Origin of the sequence: Curtobacterium sp. NPDC086286 (assembly GCF_044746255.1) — a bacterium.
Lineage (GTDB): Bacteria > Actinomycetota > Actinomycetes > Actinomycetales > Microbacteriaceae > Curtobacterium.
This window is the reverse complement of sequence record NZ_JBIVBW010000005.1, coordinates 33,555-53,235: the sequence shown is the minus strand read 5'-3', so window position 1 is coordinate 53,235 and position 19,681 is coordinate 33,555. Positions and strand designations below refer to the sequence as shown.

The following is a 19,681-nucleotide window of genomic DNA, read 5'->3' as shown; positions in this document are numbered from 1 at the left end:
GGGACCCCCCGGTGCTTTCGGGGGTTTGGGGGGGTTGGGGGGGGGGGTGGCCGGGCGTGGGCGGGGGGCCGCGGGGGGGGGTCCCCCCCCCCCCCCGTGGGGGGGGGGGGGGGGGGCCCGGGGCCCCCCCCGCCTCCTGTCCGTCATGACGGTGCGTTCGCAGAACGCACCGTCCGTGCGGACGGTTGACACGACGTTGGTATCCCACCGATACTCGTCCCATGACTGCAACCGTGTCCACCCGCGTCCTCTCCGAGGCCCAGGGGACCGCCGGCATGATGATGCCGGCCACGGCCGTCATGCGTTGTCGAATGTGTGCCTGATCGGCACCCGTTCCAGCCGGATCCCCCGCGACACCACCCCCGTCGCGCGAGCGTGATCCCCGGGTGACGACCACGTCGACGACGCGCACCACGTCACGAGGTCTGTCCCCCGTACCCCCGGGTCGGCCCCGGTCCGCAGCAGGACCGCAGGGCCCACGGCACTCGCCGTACCCGGACCGACGCATTCGACACGGCCGCGGCACACCTCGACACCGCAGCCACATCGCCCGGAGAACCGCCATGTCGCTCACCATCGCTCAGCCCCGCACCGCCCTCCGCACCGCCGCACCCGCGCCGACCGACCTCGGCACCGTGACCCCGATCCGTCCGCGTCGCGAGCCCGTCGCACCGCCCGTCGCCACCGGCGTGCCGACCAGCCCGGTCGTCGCCCCGCAGCGCAACCGTGCCCTGCCCGAGGGCACCGAGGCACGCGGCTTCGCCCTCTACGTCGGCATCGACGAGGCGAAGGCAGCGGCGGCGGGCACGACCCTCGCTGCGGTCGTCGAGCAGCTCAAGGCCCTGACCGCGCAGCTCGTCCCGACCTCGGAGACGTACGCCGCCGTGGCCGTCGCCGCCGAGGGCTCCGGCGGCCGTGACGTCGACGTCGTCCGGCTCGCCCTGCAGGACCGCTCCGCCGTGGCTGCCCGCAAGCAGGCCGAGAAGCCCGAGCCGGAGGAGACCGGGGTCGTCATCGACATCTCCCGGAAGCGCGTCACGCTCGACGGCGAAGCCGCTCCCCTGACGTACAAGGAGTTCGAGCTCCTGCAGTTCCTCGTCCTCCGCGAGGGCCAGACCGTCGACCGCTCGGCGATCATCGACGGCCTGTGGTCGGACGGCGAGGACGAGACCCCGAACGAGCGCACGATCGACGTCCACGTCCGTCGCCTCCGCTCGAAGCTCGGCGCCTTCGAGGAGATCGTCCGCACCGTGCGCGGTGTCGGCTACCGCTTCGACCGCCACGCCGACGTCGCCGTGCGCTACGCCTCGACGCCGTCGCCGGACCTCTTCTGATCCTGATCGGTCGTTCTTGGTGAACTCGCAGCGAACGACCGCCGCGTCCGGTAGCGCGCCGTTACCCGTTCGTTATACAGTCGTGCGTGCAGACGGTGTTTGCTGTGGCACCGCCTGTGGAATGTGATTGCAGGACACTCTTGGTGCAAGGGAGAGGGCCGGTCATCCCCGTGATGACCGGCCCTCGTTGCGTCCCGGGGGACACGGCTGCGCGTCAGCAGCATCGCGTGTCCGAGGCCGTCGGTAGTGTGGCATGACCGTACGACCAGAGGGAGCGCGACCGTGAACGAGCCACGCCGCAGCGAGAAGGCGACCGCAGTCGCTGCCTGGGAAGCGCTCTTCCGCGCCCAGGTCACGGTGATGCGCGCGCTCAACGCCGACTTCCCGGGCGGCGAGATCTCGTTCAACGAGTACGACGTCTGCTTCAACCTCTCCACGCAGCCCGGCCGCCGCTGCCGGATGCGCGAACTGACCGGCCACCTGCTCCTGACGCAGCCGAGCGTCAGCCGCCTGGTCGACCGGCTCACCGCGCGCGGCATCGTCGAGAAGCAGCCGGACCCCGCCGACGCCCGCGGCGTCATCGTGGCCCTCACCGCGCACGGCTTCGACGTGTACCGCGCCGTCGCCGTCCAGCACGCGCAGACCATCGCCGACCAGGTCGGTGCCGGCCTCGACGACGCCGAGCTGCGCACGCTCACCGAACTCTGCACGAAGCTCCGGACCGCGGCGGGTGCGGCCTCACCCCGACGTGGCGCGACCCGGGCGGCGTCCGACGTCGACGCGGCAACGGTGTGACCGGCGCCCTGGTCTGGCTCCGCGACGACCTCCGTCTCGCGGACAACCCGGCACTCCGAGCAGCGATCGAACACGGCGGCGACGTCACGGTCGCGTACGTCCTCGACGAGCAGTCCCCCGGCATCCGCCCGATCGGGGCTGCGGCACGGTGGTGGCTGCACCACTCGCTCGCCGCGCTCGACGATGAGCTCCGCGAACGTGGGTCCCGACTGGTCCTCCGCCGCGGGCCCGCTGCCGAGGCCGTCGACGCGCTCGTGTCCGACACCGGCGCCGACGCGGTGTTCTGGAACCGCCGGTACGGCCGAGCCGAGCGGGACCTCGACGCCGGCATCAAGTCGACGCTCACCGACGGCGGGACCGAGGCGCACAGCTTCGCCGCAAGCCTGCTCTGGGAACCGTGGACCGTCCTCACCGGGCAGGGCGAGCCGTACAAGGTGTTCACGCCGTTCTGGCGTGCCGCCCAGGCGATGCCCGAGCCCCGCCACCCGCTGCCCAAGCCGCGTGACCTCCCCGCGGCGCCCCGGGTCGCGAGCGACGACCTCGACGACTGGGACCTGCTGCCGACGCACCCCGACTGGGCCGGCGGTCTCCGGGACGCCTGGGAACCCGGCGAGCAGGGCGCGCACCGGCGGCTCGAACACTTCGTGCACCACGCGCTCGAGGACTACGACCAGCGCGACGAACCCGCGATGGCCGCCACGAGCGACCTCTCCCCGCACCTGCGGTGGGGCGAGGTCAGTCCGTACCAGGTCTGGCACCGCCTGCACGGCCAGCTCGAGCCCGAGCAGCGCAAGAACGCCTCGGCGTTCCTCCGGCAGCTGGCCTGGCGCGAGTTCAACTGGAACGAGTACTTCCACTGCGAGGACATCACCACGGTGAACGTCCGGCGCGAGTTCGACGCCTTCCCCTGGCGGGACGTCCCCGACGCCGAGGTCGACCGCTGGCGGACCGGGACGACCGGGTTCGACCTCGTCGACGCGGGCATGCGGGAGCTCTGGCACTCGGGTGCGATGCACAACCGGGTCCGGCTCGCGACGGCCAGCTTCCTCGTGAAGAACATGCTCGTCGACTGGCGCGTGGGCGAGCAGTGGTTCTGGGACACCCTCGTCGACGCCGACTCCGCCAACAACGCGGCGAACTGGCAGTGGGTCGCCGGGTCCGGGTTCGACGCGGCGCCGTACTTCCGGGTGTTCAACCCGGACCGGCAGCTCGAGCGGTTCGACCCGCACCGCGAGTACGTGCACCGCTGGGTCCCCGCCGACGAAGACCGTCCGGAGCCCATGCTCGACCTCAAGGAGACCCGGCAGCGGGCACTCGACGCGTACGACCGGATGCGCCGGTCGTGAGCGGTATCGATCCGCAGGTGATCGCGGACGTCGACGCGCTGTTCCGCGAACGAGTCGAACGCGGCGTCGCACCGAGCAGCGTCTGGGGCGTGTTCGACCGCACCGGGCTCGTCGCCTCGGGCGGGCACGGCGACCGCGGCGACGGCATCGCTCCCGACGCCGACACCGTGTACCGGATCGCCTCCTGCACGAAGAGCGTGACGGCGGCCACCCTGCTCGCGCTCGTGGCGGACGACCGTGTCCGGCTGGACGCGCCGATCACCGACTTCGTCCCGGCCTTCGCCGACGTCGTGCTGCCCACCGCCGACTCCCCCGTGCCGACGCTCCGCATGCTCCTCACCATGGCCGGCGGCTTCCCGACCGACGATCCGTGGGCCGACCGGCAGGAGTCGATCTCGGACGCCGAGCTCGACGACGTTCTGCGCGCGGGGCTCCTGTTCGACTCGGTCCCAGGGACCCGGTTCGCCTACTCGAACACCGGGTACGCGTTGCTCGGCCGGGCGATCGCCGTCGTGGCCGGCCGTCCCTTCCCCGAGGTCGCGACCGAACTCCTCCTCGGCCCCCTCGGCCTGCGCGACACCGTCTTCCGCGCCGACGACGCCCGCGGTCACGTGGTCACGGGCGTGCGGCCCGCCACTGACGGGGCGGGCGTCGGCACGTGGGAGCCGCTGGCGATGTCGGGCCCCGGCGCGTTCTCGTCGATCGGCGGGCTCTTCTCGACGGTCACGGACCTCGCCCGCTGGGGTCGGCACCTCGCGTCGGCGTTCACCGAGACGCCCGAGCCCGGACCGGTCTCCCCGGCCGACCGCCGACTCATGCAGCAGGCGATGCGGGTCGTGCCCGCAGCGGTGGTGCCGACCTCGAGCCGCGCGACGGCCTACGGCTTCGGGCTCTTCGTCGAGCAGGACCCGGCGTTCGGCGAGCTCGTCTCGCACTCCGGCGGGTACCCGGGGTTCTCGGCGCACATGCGGTGGTCGGTCCGGAACGGCCTCGGCGTCGTCGCCTTCGAGAACGCCACGCAGGCGAAGGTCTCGGCGGCGGCGGACCGGGCGCTCGACCTCGTGCTGACCGCCCGCGCGAGCGCCCGCGCGACCGCCGCGGCCGACCGTGCATCCGCGGGCGGCGCACTGGCGGACCGTGCACCCGGCACCGGACCGACCGTGGACGCGACGCGGGCGGCGCAGGCTGCCGTGACGCGCCTCCTGGCCCACTGGGACGACGAGCTCGCCGATGCGATCTGCACGCCGAACGTGGCGATGGACGTGCCGTACGAACGACGCCGCCGGGCCATCGCGGAGGCGGTGGCGGCCGTCGGTGCCGACCTCGGGGCGGAACCGGTGGCCGACGAGTCCCAGGCCCCGTCGCACCTGCGCTGGTGGCTGCCGGGGACGGCCGGTCGGCTGCGCGTCGAGATCCGGTTGGCGCCGCTCGCGGCCGGCCTCGTGCAGACCCTGGTGGTCCGGGCCGAACCCAGCGAGCACTGACCCCGCGACCGGTGGTACCGGCCGAACCCAGCGAGCGCTGACGCGCGGGCGTCAGACCGGCGGACGCCCGCCCACGAACCCGAGCGCCCGCGCCGCGACCCGCGTGCCCTCGCGCGCAGCCGCCGCGACCCGCACCGGATCGGTCGCCCACGCACGGAGGAACCCCGCGGCGAACGCGTCCCCGGCGCCGAGCGTGTCCACCACCGTCGCCGGCGTGATCGGCACCCGCTGCGGCGTCCGACCACGCCGCCCGAGCAGGACGCCCTCGGTCCCCATGGTCACCACGACCAGGGGCACGCGGTCGGCGAGCGACTCGATCGCCTCCGTGACGGTGGGTGCTCCGGTGAGCGCGAGTGCCTCGTCCTCGCTCGGGAAGAGGGCATCGAGGCCGGAGAGCGCCTCGAGGAACTCCGACGCACCGACCGCACGCACCACCGCGGCGGAGGAGGGGTCGAGGGACACCCGGGCGGAACCGGACCGGGCCTGGGCGACGAGTGCCGCGATGCGGTCCGGACCGCCTCCGCCGAGCATCGCCGAGCCGGTCAGGTGCACGATGTCCGCGCGCGCCACGAGGTCGACCGGCAGGTCCTCCGCCGACAGCACCCCGCTCGCTGCGGGATCGGACATCGCGGTCCGACCGTTCCCGTTCCGCACGGACACGACGGCGCCGGTCGCGGTCCGGGCGTCGTAGCGGATGTGCGCGCGGACGCCGGCGTCGGCGAGCGATCGCTCGTGCCGGTAGACGTCGTCCACGCCGACCCGCCCCACCAGGTCCACGTCGGCGCCGAGCCAGCCGAGCCAGGTCGCGGTGTTGCCCGCGGCGCCGACCGGTCGGTGCCGGATGACCGCGGCCGGGTCGTGTGCACCCATGCTCGCGGCCGTGGTGTGCACGAGCACCCCGTCCAGGACGTCGCCGACGACGAGGAAGCGCTTCCCCGCCCCGCGACGGCGTCCGGCGACCGCCCGCCCGGCACGGGGTGCCTCGGGGCGCGACGGGGCCACAGGGCGCTCTGGAGGCATGGACATCGGCCCCATCCTACGTGGAATCGAGTAAAACTCCGCTTCTCGCCACAAATCCCTTGCACCCGTTATAGATTCCCGGCTGTTTCCCGGCGATCGTCAGTAATATACTCTGTGATCGTATGTGAACGGTCGCGTACTGCCCATCACGCTCGTTGGAGACGCCATGCCCCGCAAGCCCGACCCGACACTCAAGCCGGCGATCATCGCGAAGGTGGCCGAGCACCTGCAGGACACCAAGCTCGAGGACGTCTCCGTCCGTAGCCTCGGTCGGGTGCTCGGGACGAGCGCGTACCCGATCGTGTACCACTTCGGCACGCGCGAAGCCCTGATCGACGCCGTGGTGGACCACCTGGCGGAATCGGTCTCCGACGTCACGCTCGACCCCGGCGCCGACGACCTCGGGCTGACCGACTACCTCATCGCGGTGTTCGGCGGGCTCGACGACCCCGAGCGCTCCCTCGCCGCCCGGCTCACCTTCGAGCTCGGATCGGTCGAGTCGCTCGACGGCCGTGATCGCGAGCGCACCTTCCACCGCGCGCAGGTGAGCGCGATCGCCGCCTGGTGCGCCGAACACGGCTACGGCGCGGTGGATGCCGAACGGGCGGCCCGCGGTGCCGTCCTCGCGGCTCGGGGCGTGCAGTGGGGCACGATCGTCGACCGCGAGCGGGCGACGCCCGACGCCGCGCTGCGCGCGATCGCGCAGAAGCTGGTCGCCGGGGCCCACTTCCAGTCGGCCTGAGCGGTCGACGCGCACCGACGAACGACGGGAGGCGCGGTGCCAGCCGGCACCGCGCCTCCCGTCGTTCACCGGGTCACGACCGTGACCCGCTGCGTCCGTCTCAGAGGGTGACGAAGCTCTGCGACTTCGCGTTCGCGAAGCGCGCGGCGACGTTCTCCCAGTCGACGATGTTCCACACGGCCTTGACGTAGTCCGCCTTGACGTTGAGGTAGTCGAGGTAGAAGGCGTGCTCCCACATGTCGAGCATGAAGATCGGCACGAGACCGAACGGCACGTTGGCCTGCTGGTCGAACAGCTGGAACGTGGTCAGCTTCTGGCCGACGGTGTCCCAGGCGAGGACGGACCAGCCGGAGCCCTGGATGCCCGTGGCGACGGCGGTGAACTGGGCCTGGAACTTCTCGAACGAGCCGAAGAACTCGTCGATCGCCGCGGCGAGCTCGCCCTCGGGGACCTTCGTGTCCGGGCCGAGGTTGGTCCAGAAGATCGAGTGGTTGACGTGGCCACCGAGGTTGAACGCGAGGTCCTTCTCGAGCTTGTTGACGTTCGCCAGGTTGCCGGACTCACGGGCCTCGGCGAGCTGCTCGAGCGCGGTGTTCGCACCCGTCACGTAGGTCTGGTGGTGCTTGTCGTGGTGCAGCTGCATGATCTTGCCGCTGATGTGCGGCTCGAGTGCGGCGTAGTCGTACGGCAGCTCCGGCAGGGTGTACTCAGCCATGTGAGTTCCTTTCGATCAGTGGTGTGCGGATGGTGCTCCGCGGCTCACGAGAGCCGGGAACGATCGGTGAGGGAGTGGAATTCCCGGTTGTGGTAGACCAGCGGCTCGCCCCGCTCGAGGCCGACGACGATGTCGAGGACCTCGGCGACGACGACGGTCGACGAGCCGATCGGCGTGGTCGAGAGGGGCCGGCAGCGCAGGGCGCTCGCGGCACTCGGCAGGTAGCGGTCACCCGACGGCAGGGTGCCCCAGATCGGGTCGTCCGCGGCGGGGCTGCCGGTGGAGGCGAACCGACGGGCGAGGGCGACGCCGAGCGAGTCGACGAGGTGCACGACGAAGATCGGGGCGCCGAGCACGACCCCGGCGGACCCGGAGTTCGTGGACAGCGAGAACACGAGCACGGGCGGGTCGATCGCCACGCTCGCGACGCTCGATGCGGTGAGGCCGGTCGGACCGTCGGGGCCTTCGGCGGTGATGACGGCGACACCGGCCGGGTGTCCACGGAAGGCGGCCTTGTAGGCGTCCGCGATGTTCGCCGGTGCTGCGTCGGGCATGGGAGTCGTGGTCGTTCCTTCGATGGGGAGGGCCGCGGCTCCGCGGCCATGTCCCAACGTATGACCTGAACCATGGTTGAGGTCAACGATTCCCAGGTTCGGTCGATCCCGGGCGTGCCGTGTGACCCCGTGTGACGTGGGGTGCGGCGGTGCGGGCCCGACTTCGTGAGCAGAAATGGTCGGGTCGCTCGCGGCGACCCGACCATTTCTGCTCACCAAGCGCGGCGCCGCCCGCGGCGGCGCGGGCGCGGCGCGGCGCTACCGGCGCTTGAGCATGACGACGGCACCGGCGGCCGCGACCACCATCAGGAGCGCGGCCGCCCCCGCCGTCACCGTGACGCCGGAGTCGAACGCAGCCCGCGCCGACTCGAGCAGCGCCTGACCCGCCGACCCACCGAGGGACGACGCCGCCGACACCGCTCCGCCGAGGGTCTCCTGCGCAGCGGTGTGCGCCGACGAGGACAGCCCGTCCGGCACCACGACGTGCGCCCGGTAGGCCGTGGCCAGGATCGTCCCGAGCACCGCGGTCCCCAGCACGGCACCGATCTCGTACGCCGTCTCGGACATCGCCGACGCCGCACCGGCCTTGTCCGCCGGCGCCGTCGAGATGATGAGGTCGTTCGTCACCGTCTCCGAGGCACCGATCCCGATCCCGAGCAGCACGAACGCGAACGCCAGCGCCACGATCGAGGCGTGGTGCCCGAGGACCGCGACCATCGCGTAGGCGGCCGCCGAGAACAGCAGCGACACGGCGACGACCCAGCGCGGAGCGACCCGGGCGACGATCGGCACGACGACGAGCCCCGCCACGATCGTGAGGATCGACCCCGGCACCAGCACCATGCCGGACGCGAAGGGGTCGAGGCCGGCGACGAGCTGCAGGTGCTGTGCGATGAAGAACAGGAACCCGGTCAGCGAGAACATCGCCGCCATGTTCATGAGCACGCTGCCGGTGAACGCCGTGCTCCGGAACAGCCGGAGGTCGAGCATCGGGGTCCGCGAGCGGAGCTGCCGACGGACGAACGCGATGCCGCACAGGACGCCGACGGCGAGCATCGCGATCGCGAAGCCGCGCTCCTCGGGGTGCACGACGGACTTGATCGCCCACGCGATCGGGGCGAGGGCGCCGAGCGACAGGAACATGCTCGGCACGTCGACCGGCCCCGGGTTCGGGTCACGGGACTCCGGCACGCAGAACGGCACGGCGACGAGCATCACGACGAGGATCGGCACCGCGACGAGGAACACCGCGCCCCAGTGGAAGTGCGCGAGCAGTACGCCGCCGACGAGCGGCCCGAGTGCGTTGCCCGCCGCGAACATGGTCGACCAGACGGCGAGCGCCATCCGCCGCTCCCCCGCGTGGACGAAGACGTTGCGGATGATCGAGAGGGTCGCCGGCATGAGCATCGCGCCGAACACGCCCATGACGATCCGTGCGGCGACGAGCATCCAGGCGTCGGTGGCGAAGGCCGCGGCGACGGAGAAGAGCGCGAAGCCGGTGGCACCGACGACGAGGATCCGACGGCGGCCGATGCGGTCACCGATGCTGCCCATCACGACGAGGAGGCCGGCGAGGACGAGCGGGTACGCGTCGACGATCCAGAGCTGCGTGGTGGCGTCCGGGTTCAGCGCGCGCGAGATCGACGGCAGCGCGAAGCTCAGGACGGTGTTGTCCACCGAGATGAGGAGGACGGGCAGCATGAGCACCGCGAGGGCGGCGAACCGGCGGGCGCGGCTGCCGGTGGCGGCAGTGGGGATCGGGCTGGTGAGCAGGGCGGACACGGTGACTCCAGGGACTTCGAGCCGGACCAGGTCGACGGCGGAACTGACGAACGGACCGGACGGGACGCGGGGTGTGCACGCATCCCGTCAGGACTCCGTTAGTGTACCGTCTGGACGGTAATGGTTGCAAATGCAACTGAGGACGAACGGGAGGCGCGGTGCGGGCCCGCACCGCGCCTCCCGTCCGTCCTCCGGTCGCGCTGTCTCGTGGGCCGCGTCGTCAGGCCGACTCGCGCAGGAGCAGGCGGTGCCGCACCGTGCGCTGCACCGCGTCACCCTGCCGCGGCAGCTCGCCGGCGAGCATGCCGAGGGCGAGGTCGAGCGCCTCACGCGCGACCTCGTCGAGGTCCACCGCCAACGTGGTGAGCGTCGGCGAGACGAGCGAGCCGAGCGGCAGGCCGTCGACGCCGACGACCCGGAGCTCCCGCGGGACGTCGACGCCCGCCCGCCGACAGGCCTGCAGGACACCGAGCGCCATCACGTCGTTGAAGGCGAGGATCGCGTCCTGCCGTCGGCGTCGCCGGAGGATCCGTGTCGTCTCCTCGGCGCCGCACTCCGCCGTGCCGTGCTCCGCGTGCACGAGCTCGGGCAGGTACCCGCGCCGCTGGAGGGCGTCCATCATGAGGATGCCGCGGACGCTCGTGTGCTCCGGCGAGGAGTTGTCGAGCACGACCGGGTGCCGGACCCCGGTGGCGACGAGGTGGTCGGCGAGGACCTCGATCGCGTCGGCGGGGTCGATCCAGACGGCTGCGGTCGGTGGCTCCGAGTACGGGTCGAGCTCGACCATCGGCACGGTGCCGAGGAGCTCGCGCCACCGATCGCGACGGGAGCCGAGGTACCCGATGACGACGTCCGTCTGCGACCCGAGCGCCTGCACCATGCGGTCGGCGTCGCTCGCCAGGTCGACGTCGGCGAGCATGACGTTCCAGCCCTGCTCGGCGGCGAGCCGGAAGACGGCCGAGGCGAGCTGCGGCGTGTAGGGGTTGCGCAGGTCGTTCACGACGAGGCCGAGCTGGTGGTCGCCACCCGTGACGAGCCCGCGGCCGAAGCGCGACGGCCGGTAGTCGAGGCGCTCCGCGGCGGCGAGGACCCGTTCCTTCGTCGCCGCGCTGATGCCGGACATGCCGTTCATCGCCCGGGTGACGGTCTGCCGGGACACCCCGGCGGCCGCGGCGACGTCGATGATCGTCGCCCGGCCGCCGGGTGCGGGAACGGGTTCGGTCAGTCGCGGAGGTCCAGCCATGCCACCTGTTCCGGAGTGAGGTCGACGGAGAGGCCGGTCATGGACGACCGGGCTTCCGCGATCGTACGCGGTCCGAAGAGCGGGAACGTCGGGAACGGCTGGTGCAGCACGTACGCCAGGGCGATCGCCGTCGCGGGGACGCCGAACCGCTCGCCGAGCTCCGACGCACGGCGCAGCCGCTCGAAGTTCTCGTCGCTGTAGTAGCAGCGCACGAGTTCGGCGTCGCTCGTGTCCTCCGGCTTGGCCCGGCCGGTGAAGAACCCACGCGCCTGCGAGGACCAGGGCAGCAGGGGCACCTGGCGCTCCTCGAGCCACTGCTTCGACGCCGCGTCGGTGGCGTGCTCGCAGCCGGCCCACGGCACGTCGTACGCCTCGGCCAGACCGAAGTGGTTGCTCAGCACCTCGAACTCGTGCTTGCCGTTCGCGCGGGCGTAGGCGTTCGCCTCGTCGAACCGGGCAGGGGTCCAGTTCGAGCCGCCGTACACGCGGATGCGGCCGGCACGACGGTGCTCGTCGAGGACGTCGACGAACTCCCCCACCGGGATGTCCGTGTTGTCGCGGTGCATCATGTAGATGTCCGCGTAGTCGGTGCCCTGGCGCTCGAGGCTCTCGAGCAGCTGCCGGGTGAGGGACTCCGGGTCGCAGTACGGCGTGTGTGCGCCCTTGGTGATCACGACCACGTCCTCGCGGACGCCGCGGTTCTGGATCCACTTGCCGAGCCGGCCCTCGAGCACGCCCCCGCCGTAGATGTAGCCGGTGTCGAACACGTTGCCGCCCTGCTCCACGAACAGGTCGAAGATCGCGCTCGCGTGCGCGAGGTCGGGCTGGTTGTCGACACCCATCACCAGTCGGGACATGCGCTTGCCGACACCCGCGACCTCGCCGTAGCGCATCGGGTTGTCGGCTCGGTCCGGCTCGTGCGCGGCGACCGTGAGGGGTCGGCCGCTGACGGTCGGGATGTCGGCGGTCTCGGCCTCGAACGGGAAGCGCAGACCGATCGCGGCACGCCACTTGTCGAGCGTCCGGGCGGTGGCGAGCGACTCGTCGAGGGTGAACTCGGGGGCGTCGACACGACCGGCCGCGAGGGCCGCCGTGGTGGCGTCGGCCTCGAGGGCGTAGGGGTGCGCGCCGGCGAAGGACAGCGTGCGCGGGTCCTCGTCGACCGTGCTGATCTCGATCGTGGGGTCGTCGCCGAGGGTCCACGGGTCGGTGAGCGTGATCTTCCCCGTGGTGCCGTGGACGACCACGGCGTTGTCATCCTGCACGCGGACGCCGGTCCGGAGGTTCGCGGTGATCCCGCCGGTGTAGCTGAGCTGTGCCACCGTCCACTCGTCGACGCCCGTGGGGCCGACGGTCCCGGTGGCGGTGAGCTCGGTGGGCTCGGCGACGGCCACGCCGGTCGCGGCCTGCACGATCGCGGCCGTCATCGTCACCGGGTAGCCGCCCACGTCGAGGATCCCGCCACCGGCCGTCTCGACGTCGAAGAGCCGCCCGGACCGGCTGCCCGCCCGGAACGCGAACGAGGCGTCGACGTGCGTGACGGTACCGACGGCGCCCTGCCGGACGAGGTCGAGCAGGGCCGCGGTCTGCGGGTGGAAGCGGTACATGTACGCCTCGACGAGGGGCAGGCCGGCCTGGCGTGCGGCATCGGCGAGCGCCATGGACGTGCCGTGGTTCGGCGAGAGCGGCTTCTCGCAGAGGACCGCCTTGCCGGCCGCGAGCGCCGCGAGGACGAGCGCCGCGTGCCCGGTGTGGACCGTCGAGACGTAGACGGCGTCGACGCGCGGGTCGGCGAGCACCTCGTCGTAGGTGGCCGCGGCGACGTCGGCGAACCCGTGCTCGGCAGCCTCGGCAGCGAACGCTCCCGCGCGCTCCGCCGACGAGCTGCCGGCGGCGACGAGGGTCGCCCCGACCCCGCTCGAGGGCAGCTGTGAGAGGAAGCGGCGGGCGATCCCACCGGGGCCGAGGACGGCCCAACCGGGGGTGTCGTGCCCCGTCGAGGAGGTGCTGCTGGCGGTGGTCGCGGTCTGCGCTGACATGCGGATCCCTATCGTGTCGTGAACCTTCACGGTCCCGACGACCGTACCCGTCCGTCTCCGCACCTGCAACGATGCAGATGCTTGACACGGCGTGTCGGCCGGGGCATGCTCTGACCACTTCGTGAGCGTTCACGGTCGAGCGCTCAACGGTTCCGCATCTCAACGACGAGAGCAGGCACTCCAGTGACAGCAGCAACGCACAGTCTCAGCCGGCGGGGGTTCCTCGCCGGCGCAGGCGCCCTCGGCGCACTCGCCACCACGGCCCTCCTCGCCGGGTGTTCCACCGGCACCGCGATCTCCAAGGACCCGGACGAACTCGTCCTCTGGTACTGGAACCGGTCCCTCGACCCGAAGTTCCTGAAGCAGGCGGCCGGGGGCATCAGCGGCCACGAACCGATGCGGCTGCGGCCGGACCTCATCGGCGGGGCGTCGTACGACACCAAGTTCCGGACCGCCCTCGCCGGGAACGCGTTCATCCCCGACGTCCTCATGGTGAACTCGAACTGCTGGCTCTACTTCCCCGACGAGGACCTCTTCACCGACTTCGATCCCTCCGCCACCGAGAAGTCCGCCTACTACGACTGGAAGCTCTCGCTCGGCCGGACCCCGTCCGGGCGGCAGTGCTTCTGGCCCGTCGACACCGGCCCCACCGGCTTCTTCTACAACCAGGACGTCCTGCAGAAGGCCGACCTCCCCACCGACCCGGACGAGGTGATCGCGGCGATCCAGACCTGGGCGGACTTCCGGACCTTCGGCAAGCAGATCAAGCAGAAGACCGGTGCCGCGACGATCATCACCGCGACGCAGCTCTTCAACCAGTTCGTCTCCGCGAGCCCCACGCGGTACTTCGACCGTGACGACCAGCCGCTCTACCACCACGACGACAGCTCGATCCGGAAGGCCTGGGAGAACGCGGTCGAGTCGATCCACGCCGGGATCACCGGCAACCTGCAGTCCGGGACCGACCAGAACGCCGGGTGGGTCGCGGGTCGGGTCGCCGGGCAGATCGAGGGCGCGTGGTGGACGCAGATCATCCACGACACGGCTCCGGACCTGTCCGGGAAGTGGCGGATCGCCCGGCAGCCCGAGCGACCGGGCAACAGCGGCGGCTCGTTCCTGGCCGTGCCCAAGACGTCGAAGAACCCGGAGGCCGCGGTGGCGTTCGCCAAGTGGATCACCGGCGCGGACGTGCAGTCCCACACCTACAACGACATCCAGCTCTTCCCGTCGACACCCGCGTCGTTCGAGAACGGCATCATGCGCAACCCCGGCGACTTCTTCGGGGACCAGAACCCGCTCGACTTCTTCAGCAAGGCTGCACCGGAGGTCCCCGTGACGTACATCTCGAACTCGGAGCGGTTCATCGGCGCCTTCGCGACCGAGATCACGAACGTGGAGTCCGGCGGCAAGGACCCGGAGCGTGCCTGGCAGGACGCCATCGACCAGACCGACCGCGTCCTGGCGAAGCGCGGGGTGTCGGCATGAGCGCGCCGATCCGCGAGAAGACCGCCACCACCGCGAACCCCGTCGTCGGGGGCGCACCCACCGCGTCGATCTCCACCGCGGCGACCGGGCACCGCTTCAGCCTGCGCCGGTTCTGGCCGCAGTACGTGGCGATCGCGCCGTTCTACGTGCTGTTCCTCGTGTTCGGGCTGTTCCCGATCGTCTTCTCGATCGTGCTGTCGTTCACGGACTGGGACGGCGTCGGCTCCCCCGCGTTCGTCGGCCTCGCGCAGTACCAGTACCTGCTGACCGACCCGCGGTTCTGGAACGCCGTCTCGAACACCTTCATCATCTGGATCATCTCGACCGTCCCGATGCTGTTCCTCGCCCTCGTGCTCGCGTTCCTGCTGCACGGCAACATCCGGGCGAAGGGGTTCTACCGGGTCGCGTTCTTCATCCCGAACGTGACGAGCATGGTCGCGATGGCGATCGTGTTCGGCTCGGTGTTCTCGGACGGGTTCGGGCTCGTCAACGCCGCGCTCCGAGCCGTCGGTGCCGACCCGGTCGGCTGGCTCTCGTCGTACTGGGGCATCAAGGTCACGATCGCGGTCATGGTCATCTGGCGCTGGACCGGGTACAACGCGATCATCTACCTCGCCGGCCTGCAGTCGATCTCGACCGAGCTGTACGACGCGGCGAAGGTGGACGGCGCGAACACCTGGCAGATCTTCACGCGGATCACGATCCCGATGCTGCGGCCGGTCATCCTGTTCACCGTCATCACGTCGACCATCGGTGGCCTCGGGCTCTTCACCGAGCCGCAGATCCTGTTCAACGGGCAGGCGGTCGGTGGCCCCGACGAGGCCGGCATGACGATCGTGCTCTACCAGTACGACCAGGCGTTCAACCAGTTCGACTTCGGGTACGGCTCGGCGATCGCCTGGGTGCTGTTCTTCTTCTCCGTGGTCTTCGCGATCATCAACTGGCGACTGCTCAGCGAGCGCGACGGGCTCAAGACCCCACGGCGACTGCGCGCCCCGCGCACCGTCACGACCAGCGCGAAGGGACCCCGCGCATGAGCGCCGACACCGCACCCCGCACCACGAACACCGCCGCCGCACTCGGCCGGCCGAACGCCGTCACCGACGGGCCCGACGACCACCGCCGGGGGTTCAGGCACGGCTGGGTCGGACGGCTCGTCACGCACCTGTGCCTCATCGTCGGCGTCGTGCTGTCGATCTTCCCGTTCTACTGGCTGCTCGTCATGTCGACGTCGTCGAACGCGCAGATCTTCGGCTACCCGCCGTCGCTGTGGTTCAGCGACCACACCATGCAGAACCTCGCCACGGTGTTCAGCAGCGTCGACATGCTGCGGGCGCTCGGCAACACCGTCATCGTCGCCGGCGGCACCGCGGTCCTGGTCATGCTGTTCGACTCGCTGGCCGCGTTCGCCTTCGCGAAGTACGAGTTCCCGTTCAAGCGCTCGCTGTTCACCGTCATGCTGGCGACGTTCCTCGTCCCCGGCAGCCTGTCGCTCGTGCCGAGCTTCGTGCTCATGGCGCACCTCGGGTGGATCGGTGGACTCCAGGCGCTCATCGTCCCCGGGGCGGCGAACGCGTTCGGCATCTTCCTCCTGCGGCAGTTCGCCACCGGGTCGATCCCGAACGAGGTCATCGACTCCGCGCGCGTGGACGGCGCCGGGTTCTTCCGCACCTGGTGGTCGATCGCGGTCCCGATGCTCCGCGGAGGCCTCGCGTTCCTCGGCATCTTCACCTTCATCACGGCGTGGAACGACTACGTGTGGCCGTTGATCGTGCTGATCGACCCGAAGGGACAGACGCTCCAGGTGGCACTCGCCTCGCTCAGCTCGGTGAACGCGACCGACCTCGGCTCGGTGATGGCCGGTGCCGTGATCAGCGTGTTCCCGCTCATCGGGGTGTTCATCATCGGCTCGAGGCACTTCATCGCGAACATCGCGGCGGGGGCGCTGAAGGGCTGACCGGACCCGCAGGCGCCGTGGAGGATGGCCCACGGCGCCTGCGCTGCGCCCGCCGTGTCGTCGGCACCGCGCCTCCTCCGCGCCTGCGCTGCGCCCGCCGTGTCGTCGGCACCGCGCCTCCTCCGCGCCTGCGCTGCGCCCGCCGTGTCGTCGGCACAGCGCCTCCTCCGCGCCTGCGCTGCGCCCGCCGTGTCGTCGGCACAGCGCCCGCTCCGCGCCTGCGCTGCGCCCGCTCCGCGCCCGCCGGACGCGGCACGCCCGCGTCCCATGGCAGACTTCCGGCATGGCAAGCGCCCGCGATCGTGTCCTGGACAGCTTCGTCGCCATCGTGTGCGAGGAAGGAGAGCGTCCGGCGACCCTCGACGCCGTGGCCGCTCGGGCCGGGGTGTCCAAGGGCGGACTGCTCTACCACTTCGGCTCGAAGGCCGCCCTGGTCGAGGGACTCTGCGAACGCCTGTCCGACCTCTCCGCCATCGACGTCGAGCGCATGCGGGACGCCGAGGACGGCGCCGCCCGCTACTTCGTGCGGAACTGCCAGTTCGTGGGCAGCGAGCTCGACCTCGCCCTCCTCGCGGCGAGCCGGCTGCAGCAGGCCGGCTACGAAGAAGCGGGCCGCACCCTCGACGAGACCGAGAACGCCTGGCTGGCCACGCTCGTCGACTCGCTCGGGGACGTCCCCACGGCGCAGGCGATCAAGCTCATGGGCGACGGGCTGTACCACGCGGCGTCCCTCGGCGCCGCCAGCGAGGTTCGACCGGACCGCGCCTCGGTCGACATGGAACCGCTCCTCGCCGTGGTCGACCGGTTGATCGCCACCCGCCCCGGCGCGTGAACCGAGTTCGTCCCTCCTGGGGATAGACTGGGTCCGATCCACCCGCCTGATTCCGGAGGTACCACTGTGGGCCGCGTCATCGCCGCTGTTTTCTCGATCCTGCTGCTGCTGGTTTCGATGTACCTGTTCGGCTTCGCGTTCCAGGTGAGCTCGGGTCAGGCGTTCATCTTCATGGGCGGTCTCGTGCTCATGTGCCTCTCCTTCTTCCTGCCGATCCACGTGTTCGGCAAGCGGTAGTCAGCACCACCGCACACGAACGGCCCCGCACCTGAAGAGGTGCGGGGCCGTTCGCACAACGGAAGCCACCCCGCACCACGTGATCGCGTGGCGCGGGGTGACTTCGGTTGTGCGAGCGCAGGAGCGACGCGCGGACGCGCTGACGCGCGGCGGCCCAGGAGGCGCGGGTCGCCTACGCGAGCACGCGCAGCCGGCGCAGGGTCACCACGGTCGACACGGCGGCGTGCACGGCCTCGGCTCCCTTGTCCTCCTTCGAACCGGGCAGCCCGGCACGGTCGAGGCCCTGCTGCTCGTCGTCCAGCGTGAGCACCCCGAACCCGACGGGCTTGCCGGCGTCGATCGCGACCCGGGTGAGGCCGCTCGTCGCCGCGTCCGAGACGTACTCGAAGTGCGGTGTCCCACCGCGGATGATCACGCCGAGGGCGACCGCCGCGTCGAACCCGGCCTCGAGCGCGGCCTTCGCGACCACGGGCAGCTCGAAGCTCCCGGGGACGGCGATGACCTCCGCCGTGGCCCCGAGCCGCTCGACCTCGCGCTGCGCCCCGGCGAGGAGGCCCCCGGCGATCTCGTCGTGCCACTGCCCGGCGACGATCGCCACCCGGATGCCGCTGCCGTCGACGTGGTCGCGGTCCGCCGCGCCTGCTCCGCTCATCGTGCCGTTCCTTCCGTGGGCGCGGACTCCGCCGCTGCCCGGTCTGCCGCGTCGAGCCAGTCGGCGAGCGCGGCGATGGTGATGACGGGCACGCCGGCGCGTGCCCCGAGTCCGAGGAGTCCCGGCAGACGCATCATGCCGCCGTCCTCGTCGACGATCTCGCAGATCGCCGCGGCGGGCCGGAGCCCTGCGGCGGTGACCAGGTCGATCGCGGCTTCGGTGTGGCCCGCACGCTCGCGGACCCCGCCCGGACGGGCGCGCAGGGGCACGACGTGTCCGGGCCGGTGCAGGTCGTCGCGCACGGACGCCGGGTCGGCGAGGACCCGCAACGTGTGCGCTCGGTCGTGGGCGCTGATGCCGGTGGTGACCCCGACGGCGGCGTCGACGGTCACGGTGTAGGCCGTCCCGCGGACGTCCTCGTTGTGGGCGACCATCGGCGGGAGGTCGAGTGCGTCGGCGATCTCGACGCTCACCGGTGCGCAGATGAAGCCCGACGAGTGCGCCACGGTCCAGGCGATCCACTCGGGGGTGGCGAGTTCGGCGGAGAGGATGACGTCGCCCTCGTTCTCGCGGTCCTCGTCGTCGGCGACGATCACCGGGCGGCCGGCGGCGATGGCGGCGATGGCCTCGTCGACGCTCGACAACCCGAGCGATCCCGGGACGACCGCACCGGAGGCACCCGCCTGCGCGGCGGGACGTGCCCCGGCGACCATCACCGTGCCTCCTGGCCGAGCGTGGCACCCTCGAGCGGACGCGCATCGCCCTCGAGCGGACGCGCATCACCCTCGAGCGGCCGCGCCGCCGCGTCGAGCCGCAGCATCCGCCGGACGTGCCGGGCCAGGACGTCGGTCTCGATGTTCACCCGGTCACCCGGCACGCGGGCGCCGAGTGTGGTGGCCTCGAGCGTCTCGGGGATGAGGCTCACCTCGAACCAGGCGTCCGCGGCGGGGGTGTCCTCGGAGGACACGGCGCTGACCGTCAGCGAGACGCCGTCGATCGCGATGGAGCCCTTGTCGACGACCAGGGGGCTGAGGTCCGGCGCGAGCGAGAACCGGACGCGCCGCCAGCCGTCGCCGTCCGCGGTCTCGAGCACGGTGGCGGTGCCGTCGACGTGGCCCTGGACGATGTGCCCGCCGAGCCGGTCGCCGACCGAGGCCGCGCGTTCGAGGTTGAGCCGGTCGCCGACCGCGAGCGACCCGTGCGCGCTCATGTCGAGCGTCTGCTTCATGACGAAGGCCGTGAAGGTCTCCGGGGTCTGCTCGACGACGGTCAGGCAGACGCCGCTCGTCGCGATGGAGTCGCCGTGCCGGGCGTCCTGCACGACGACGGGCCCGCGGACGGTGAGCGCGACGGAGTCGCCGTGCTGCTCGACGGCGGTGACGGTGCCGAGTTCCTCGATGATGCCGGTGAACACTGGTGTCCTCTCAACGGGACTCCGGGGGCGTTCGACGATCGTCGGCATCG

Annotated in this window: 19 protein-coding genes; 10 read left to right on the top strand and 9 right to left on the bottom strand. The window is 71.6% G+C overall.

Features of this window, described 5'->3' with window-relative positions; genetic code table 11:
• The first annotated feature begins 563 nt into the window (after positions 1 to 563).
• From ACIPKM_RS10410 to ACIPKM_RS10395, 4 genes are all read left to right on the top strand, one after another.
• Positions 564 to 1,334 carry a winged helix-turn-helix domain-containing protein gene (locus tag ACIPKM_RS10410; protein WP_070418345.1) on the top strand — a complete coding sequence of 257 codons (771 nt, stop codon included), beginning with the start codon at positions 564 to 566 and terminating at the stop codon, positions 1,332 to 1,334.
• A gap of 282 nt (positions 1,335 to 1,616) precedes the next feature.
• Positions 1,617 to 2,129, top strand: a complete 513-nt coding sequence (locus ACIPKM_RS10405) for a MarR family winged helix-turn-helix transcriptional regulator (RefSeq protein WP_254790971.1) — start codon at positions 1,617 to 1,619, stop codon at positions 2,127 to 2,129.
• A complete protein-coding gene (locus tag ACIPKM_RS10400; RefSeq protein ID WP_071296691.1) occupies positions 2,126 to 3,475 on the top strand; it encodes a deoxyribodipyrimidine photo-lyase in 1,350 nt (449 codons plus the stop codon). The genes ACIPKM_RS10405 and ACIPKM_RS10400 overlap by 4 nt, the downstream gene beginning before the upstream one ends.
• Positions 3,472 to 4,959 carry a serine hydrolase gene (locus ACIPKM_RS10395; protein WP_071296690.1) on the top strand — a complete coding sequence of 496 codons (1,488 nt, stop codon included), beginning with the start codon at positions 3,472 to 3,474 and terminating at the stop codon, positions 4,957 to 4,959. Before ACIPKM_RS10400 ends, ACIPKM_RS10395 begins: the two co-directional genes overlap by 4 nt.
• Before the next feature lie 51 nt (positions 4,960 to 5,010).
• Here the strand turns inward: ACIPKM_RS10395 and ACIPKM_RS10390 are convergent, their stop codons facing one another.
• On the bottom strand, positions 5,011 to 5,985 hold the full coding sequence (locus tag ACIPKM_RS10390) for a carbohydrate kinase family protein (RefSeq protein ID WP_139202090.1): 975 nt from the start codon (positions 5,983 to 5,985) through the stop codon (positions 5,011 to 5,013).
• A 160-nt stretch (positions 5,986 to 6,145) separates the two neighbouring features.
• Between ACIPKM_RS10390 and ACIPKM_RS10385 the strand changes: the two genes are divergently transcribed.
• Positions 6,146 to 6,721 (top strand): TetR/AcrR family transcriptional regulator, encoded by a 576-nt coding sequence (locus ACIPKM_RS10385; protein ID WP_071296689.1) that lies wholly within the window; start codon positions 6,146 to 6,148, stop codon positions 6,719 to 6,721.
• 100 nt (positions 6,722 to 6,821) lie between these two features.
• On the opposite strand, the gene ACIPKM_RS10380 is transcribed toward ACIPKM_RS10385, so the two are convergent.
• The 5 genes from ACIPKM_RS10380 to ACIPKM_RS10360 all read right to left on the bottom strand — a co-directional run bounded on the left by ACIPKM_RS10380 (position 6,822) and on the right by ACIPKM_RS10360 (position 13,054).
• Positions 6,822 to 7,436 carry a superoxide dismutase gene (locus ACIPKM_RS10380; protein WP_070418340.1) on the bottom strand — a complete coding sequence of 205 codons (615 nt, stop codon included), beginning with the start codon at positions 7,434 to 7,436 and terminating at the stop codon, positions 6,822 to 6,824.
• Positions 7,437 to 7,480: 44 nt separating this feature from the next.
• On the bottom strand, positions 7,481 to 7,990 hold the full coding sequence (locus ACIPKM_RS10375; RefSeq protein ID WP_070418339.1) for a flavin reductase family protein: 510 nt from the start codon (positions 7,988 to 7,990) through the stop codon (positions 7,481 to 7,483).
• 258 nt (positions 7,991 to 8,248) lie between these two features.
• A complete protein-coding gene (locus ACIPKM_RS10370) occupies positions 8,249 to 9,772 on the bottom strand; it encodes an MFS transporter (protein WP_402736710.1) in 1,524 nt (507 codons plus the stop codon).
• 220 nt (positions 9,773 to 9,992) lie between these two features.
• Positions 9,993 to 11,015, bottom strand: a complete 1,023-nt coding sequence (locus ACIPKM_RS10365) for a LacI family DNA-binding transcriptional regulator (RefSeq protein ID WP_071296384.1) — start codon at positions 11,013 to 11,015, stop codon at positions 9,993 to 9,995.
• Entirely contained in the window at positions 10,994 to 13,054 is a 2,061-nt protein-coding gene (locus tag ACIPKM_RS10360; protein ID WP_336697507.1) for an aldo/keto reductase, read from the bottom strand. The genes ACIPKM_RS10365 and ACIPKM_RS10360 overlap by 22 nt, the downstream gene beginning before the upstream one ends.
• Positions 13,055 to 13,237: 183 nt before the next feature.
• Between ACIPKM_RS10360 and ACIPKM_RS10355 the strand changes: the two genes are divergently transcribed.
• The 5 genes from ACIPKM_RS10355 to ACIPKM_RS10335 all read left to right on the top strand — a co-directional run bounded on the left by ACIPKM_RS10355 (position 13,238) and on the right by ACIPKM_RS10335 (position 17,565).
• On the top strand, positions 13,238 to 14,539 hold the full coding sequence (locus tag ACIPKM_RS10355) for an extracellular solute-binding protein (protein WP_402736709.1): 1,302 nt from the start codon (positions 13,238 to 13,240) through the stop codon (positions 14,537 to 14,539).
• Positions 14,536 to 15,576, top strand: a complete 1,041-nt coding sequence (locus ACIPKM_RS10350) for a carbohydrate ABC transporter permease (protein WP_402736708.1) — start codon at positions 14,536 to 14,538, stop codon at positions 15,574 to 15,576. The genes ACIPKM_RS10355 and ACIPKM_RS10350 overlap by 4 nt, the downstream gene beginning before the upstream one ends.
• Positions 15,573 to 16,496, top strand: coding sequence for a carbohydrate ABC transporter permease (locus tag ACIPKM_RS10345; RefSeq protein ID WP_083295259.1), 924 nt, complete (start codon positions 15,573 to 15,575; stop codon positions 16,494 to 16,496). The genes ACIPKM_RS10350 and ACIPKM_RS10345 overlap by 4 nt, the downstream gene beginning before the upstream one ends.
• A 283-nt stretch (positions 16,497 to 16,779) precedes the next feature.
• Complete coding sequence (locus ACIPKM_RS10340; protein WP_070418334.1) at positions 16,780 to 17,328, top strand: TetR/AcrR family transcriptional regulator; 549 nt, start codon at positions 16,780 to 16,782, stop codon at positions 17,326 to 17,328.
• A gap of 66 nt (positions 17,329 to 17,394) precedes the next feature.
• Positions 17,395 to 17,565: a hypothetical protein gene (locus ACIPKM_RS10335; RefSeq protein ID WP_156794867.1), complete on the top strand. Its 171-nt coding sequence runs from the start codon at positions 17,395 to 17,397 to the stop codon at positions 17,563 to 17,565.
• A 172-nt stretch (positions 17,566 to 17,737) separates the two neighbouring features.
• Here ACIPKM_RS10335 and ribH read toward each other — a convergent pair whose 3' ends face one another.
• The 3 genes from ribH to ACIPKM_RS10320 are packed head-to-tail and all read right to left on the bottom strand — an operon-like array spanning position 17,738 to position 19,631.
• Entirely contained in the window at positions 17,738 to 18,217 is a 480-nt protein-coding gene (ribH, locus tag ACIPKM_RS10330) for a 6,7-dimethyl-8-ribityllumazine synthase (RefSeq protein ID WP_402736707.1), read from the bottom strand.
• On the bottom strand, positions 18,214 to 18,930 hold the full coding sequence (ribB, locus tag ACIPKM_RS10325; RefSeq protein ID WP_402736706.1) for a 3,4-dihydroxy-2-butanone-4-phosphate synthase: 717 nt from the start codon (positions 18,928 to 18,930) through the stop codon (positions 18,214 to 18,216). The genes ribH and ribB overlap by 4 nt, the downstream gene beginning before the upstream one ends.
• Positions 18,930 to 19,631, bottom strand: a complete 702-nt coding sequence (locus ACIPKM_RS10320) for a riboflavin synthase (RefSeq protein ID WP_092386297.1) — start codon at positions 19,629 to 19,631, stop codon at positions 18,930 to 18,932. Before ACIPKM_RS10320 ends, ribB begins: the two co-directional genes overlap by 1 nt.
• Positions 19,632 to 19,681: the final 50 nt, after the last annotated feature.

What these genes read in the sequence shown, in the direction of transcription:
- ACIPKM_RS10410 (WP_070418345.1), top strand. Translation starts at nt 564, where the DNA reads ATGTCGCTCACCATCGCTCAGCCCCGCACCGCCCTCCGCACCGCCGCA.
- ACIPKM_RS10390 (WP_139202090.1), bottom strand. Translation starts at nt 5,985, where the DNA reads ATGTCCATGCCTCCAGAGCGCCCTGTGGCCCCGTCGCGCCCCGAGGCA.
- ACIPKM_RS10385 (WP_071296689.1), top strand. Translation starts at nt 6,146, where the DNA reads ATGCCCCGCAAGCCCGACCCGACACTCAAGCCGGCGATCATCGCGAAG.
- ACIPKM_RS10380 (WP_070418340.1), bottom strand. Translation starts at nt 7,436, where the DNA reads ATGGCTGAGTACACCCTGCCGGAGCTGCCGTACGACTACGCCGCACTC.
- ACIPKM_RS10375 (WP_070418339.1), bottom strand. Translation starts at nt 7,990, where the DNA reads ATGCCCGACGCAGCACCGGCGAACATCGCGGACGCCTACAAGGCCGCC.
- ACIPKM_RS10365 (WP_071296384.1), bottom strand. Translation starts at nt 11,015, where the DNA reads ATGGCTGGACCTCCGCGACTGACCGAACCCGTTCCCGCACCCGGCGGC.
- ACIPKM_RS10360 (WP_336697507.1), bottom strand. Translation starts at nt 13,054, where the DNA reads ATGTCAGCGCAGACCGCGACCACCGCCAGCAGCACCTCCTCGACGGGG.
- ACIPKM_RS10350 (WP_402736708.1), top strand. Translation starts at nt 14,536, where the DNA reads ATGAGCGCGCCGATCCGCGAGAAGACCGCCACCACCGCGAACCCCGTC.
- ACIPKM_RS10345 (WP_083295259.1), top strand. Translation starts at nt 15,573, where the DNA reads ATGAGCGCCGACACCGCACCCCGCACCACGAACACCGCCGCCGCACTC.
- ACIPKM_RS10340 (WP_070418334.1), top strand. Translation starts at nt 16,780, where the DNA reads ATGGCAAGCGCCCGCGATCGTGTCCTGGACAGCTTCGTCGCCATCGTG.
- ribH (WP_402736707.1), bottom strand. Translation starts at nt 18,217, where the DNA reads ATGAGCGGAGCAGGCGCGGCGGACCGCGACCACGTCGACGGCAGCGGC.
- ribB (WP_402736706.1), bottom strand. Translation starts at nt 18,930, where the DNA reads ATGGTCGCCGGGGCACGTCCCGCCGCGCAGGCGGGTGCCTCCGGTGCG.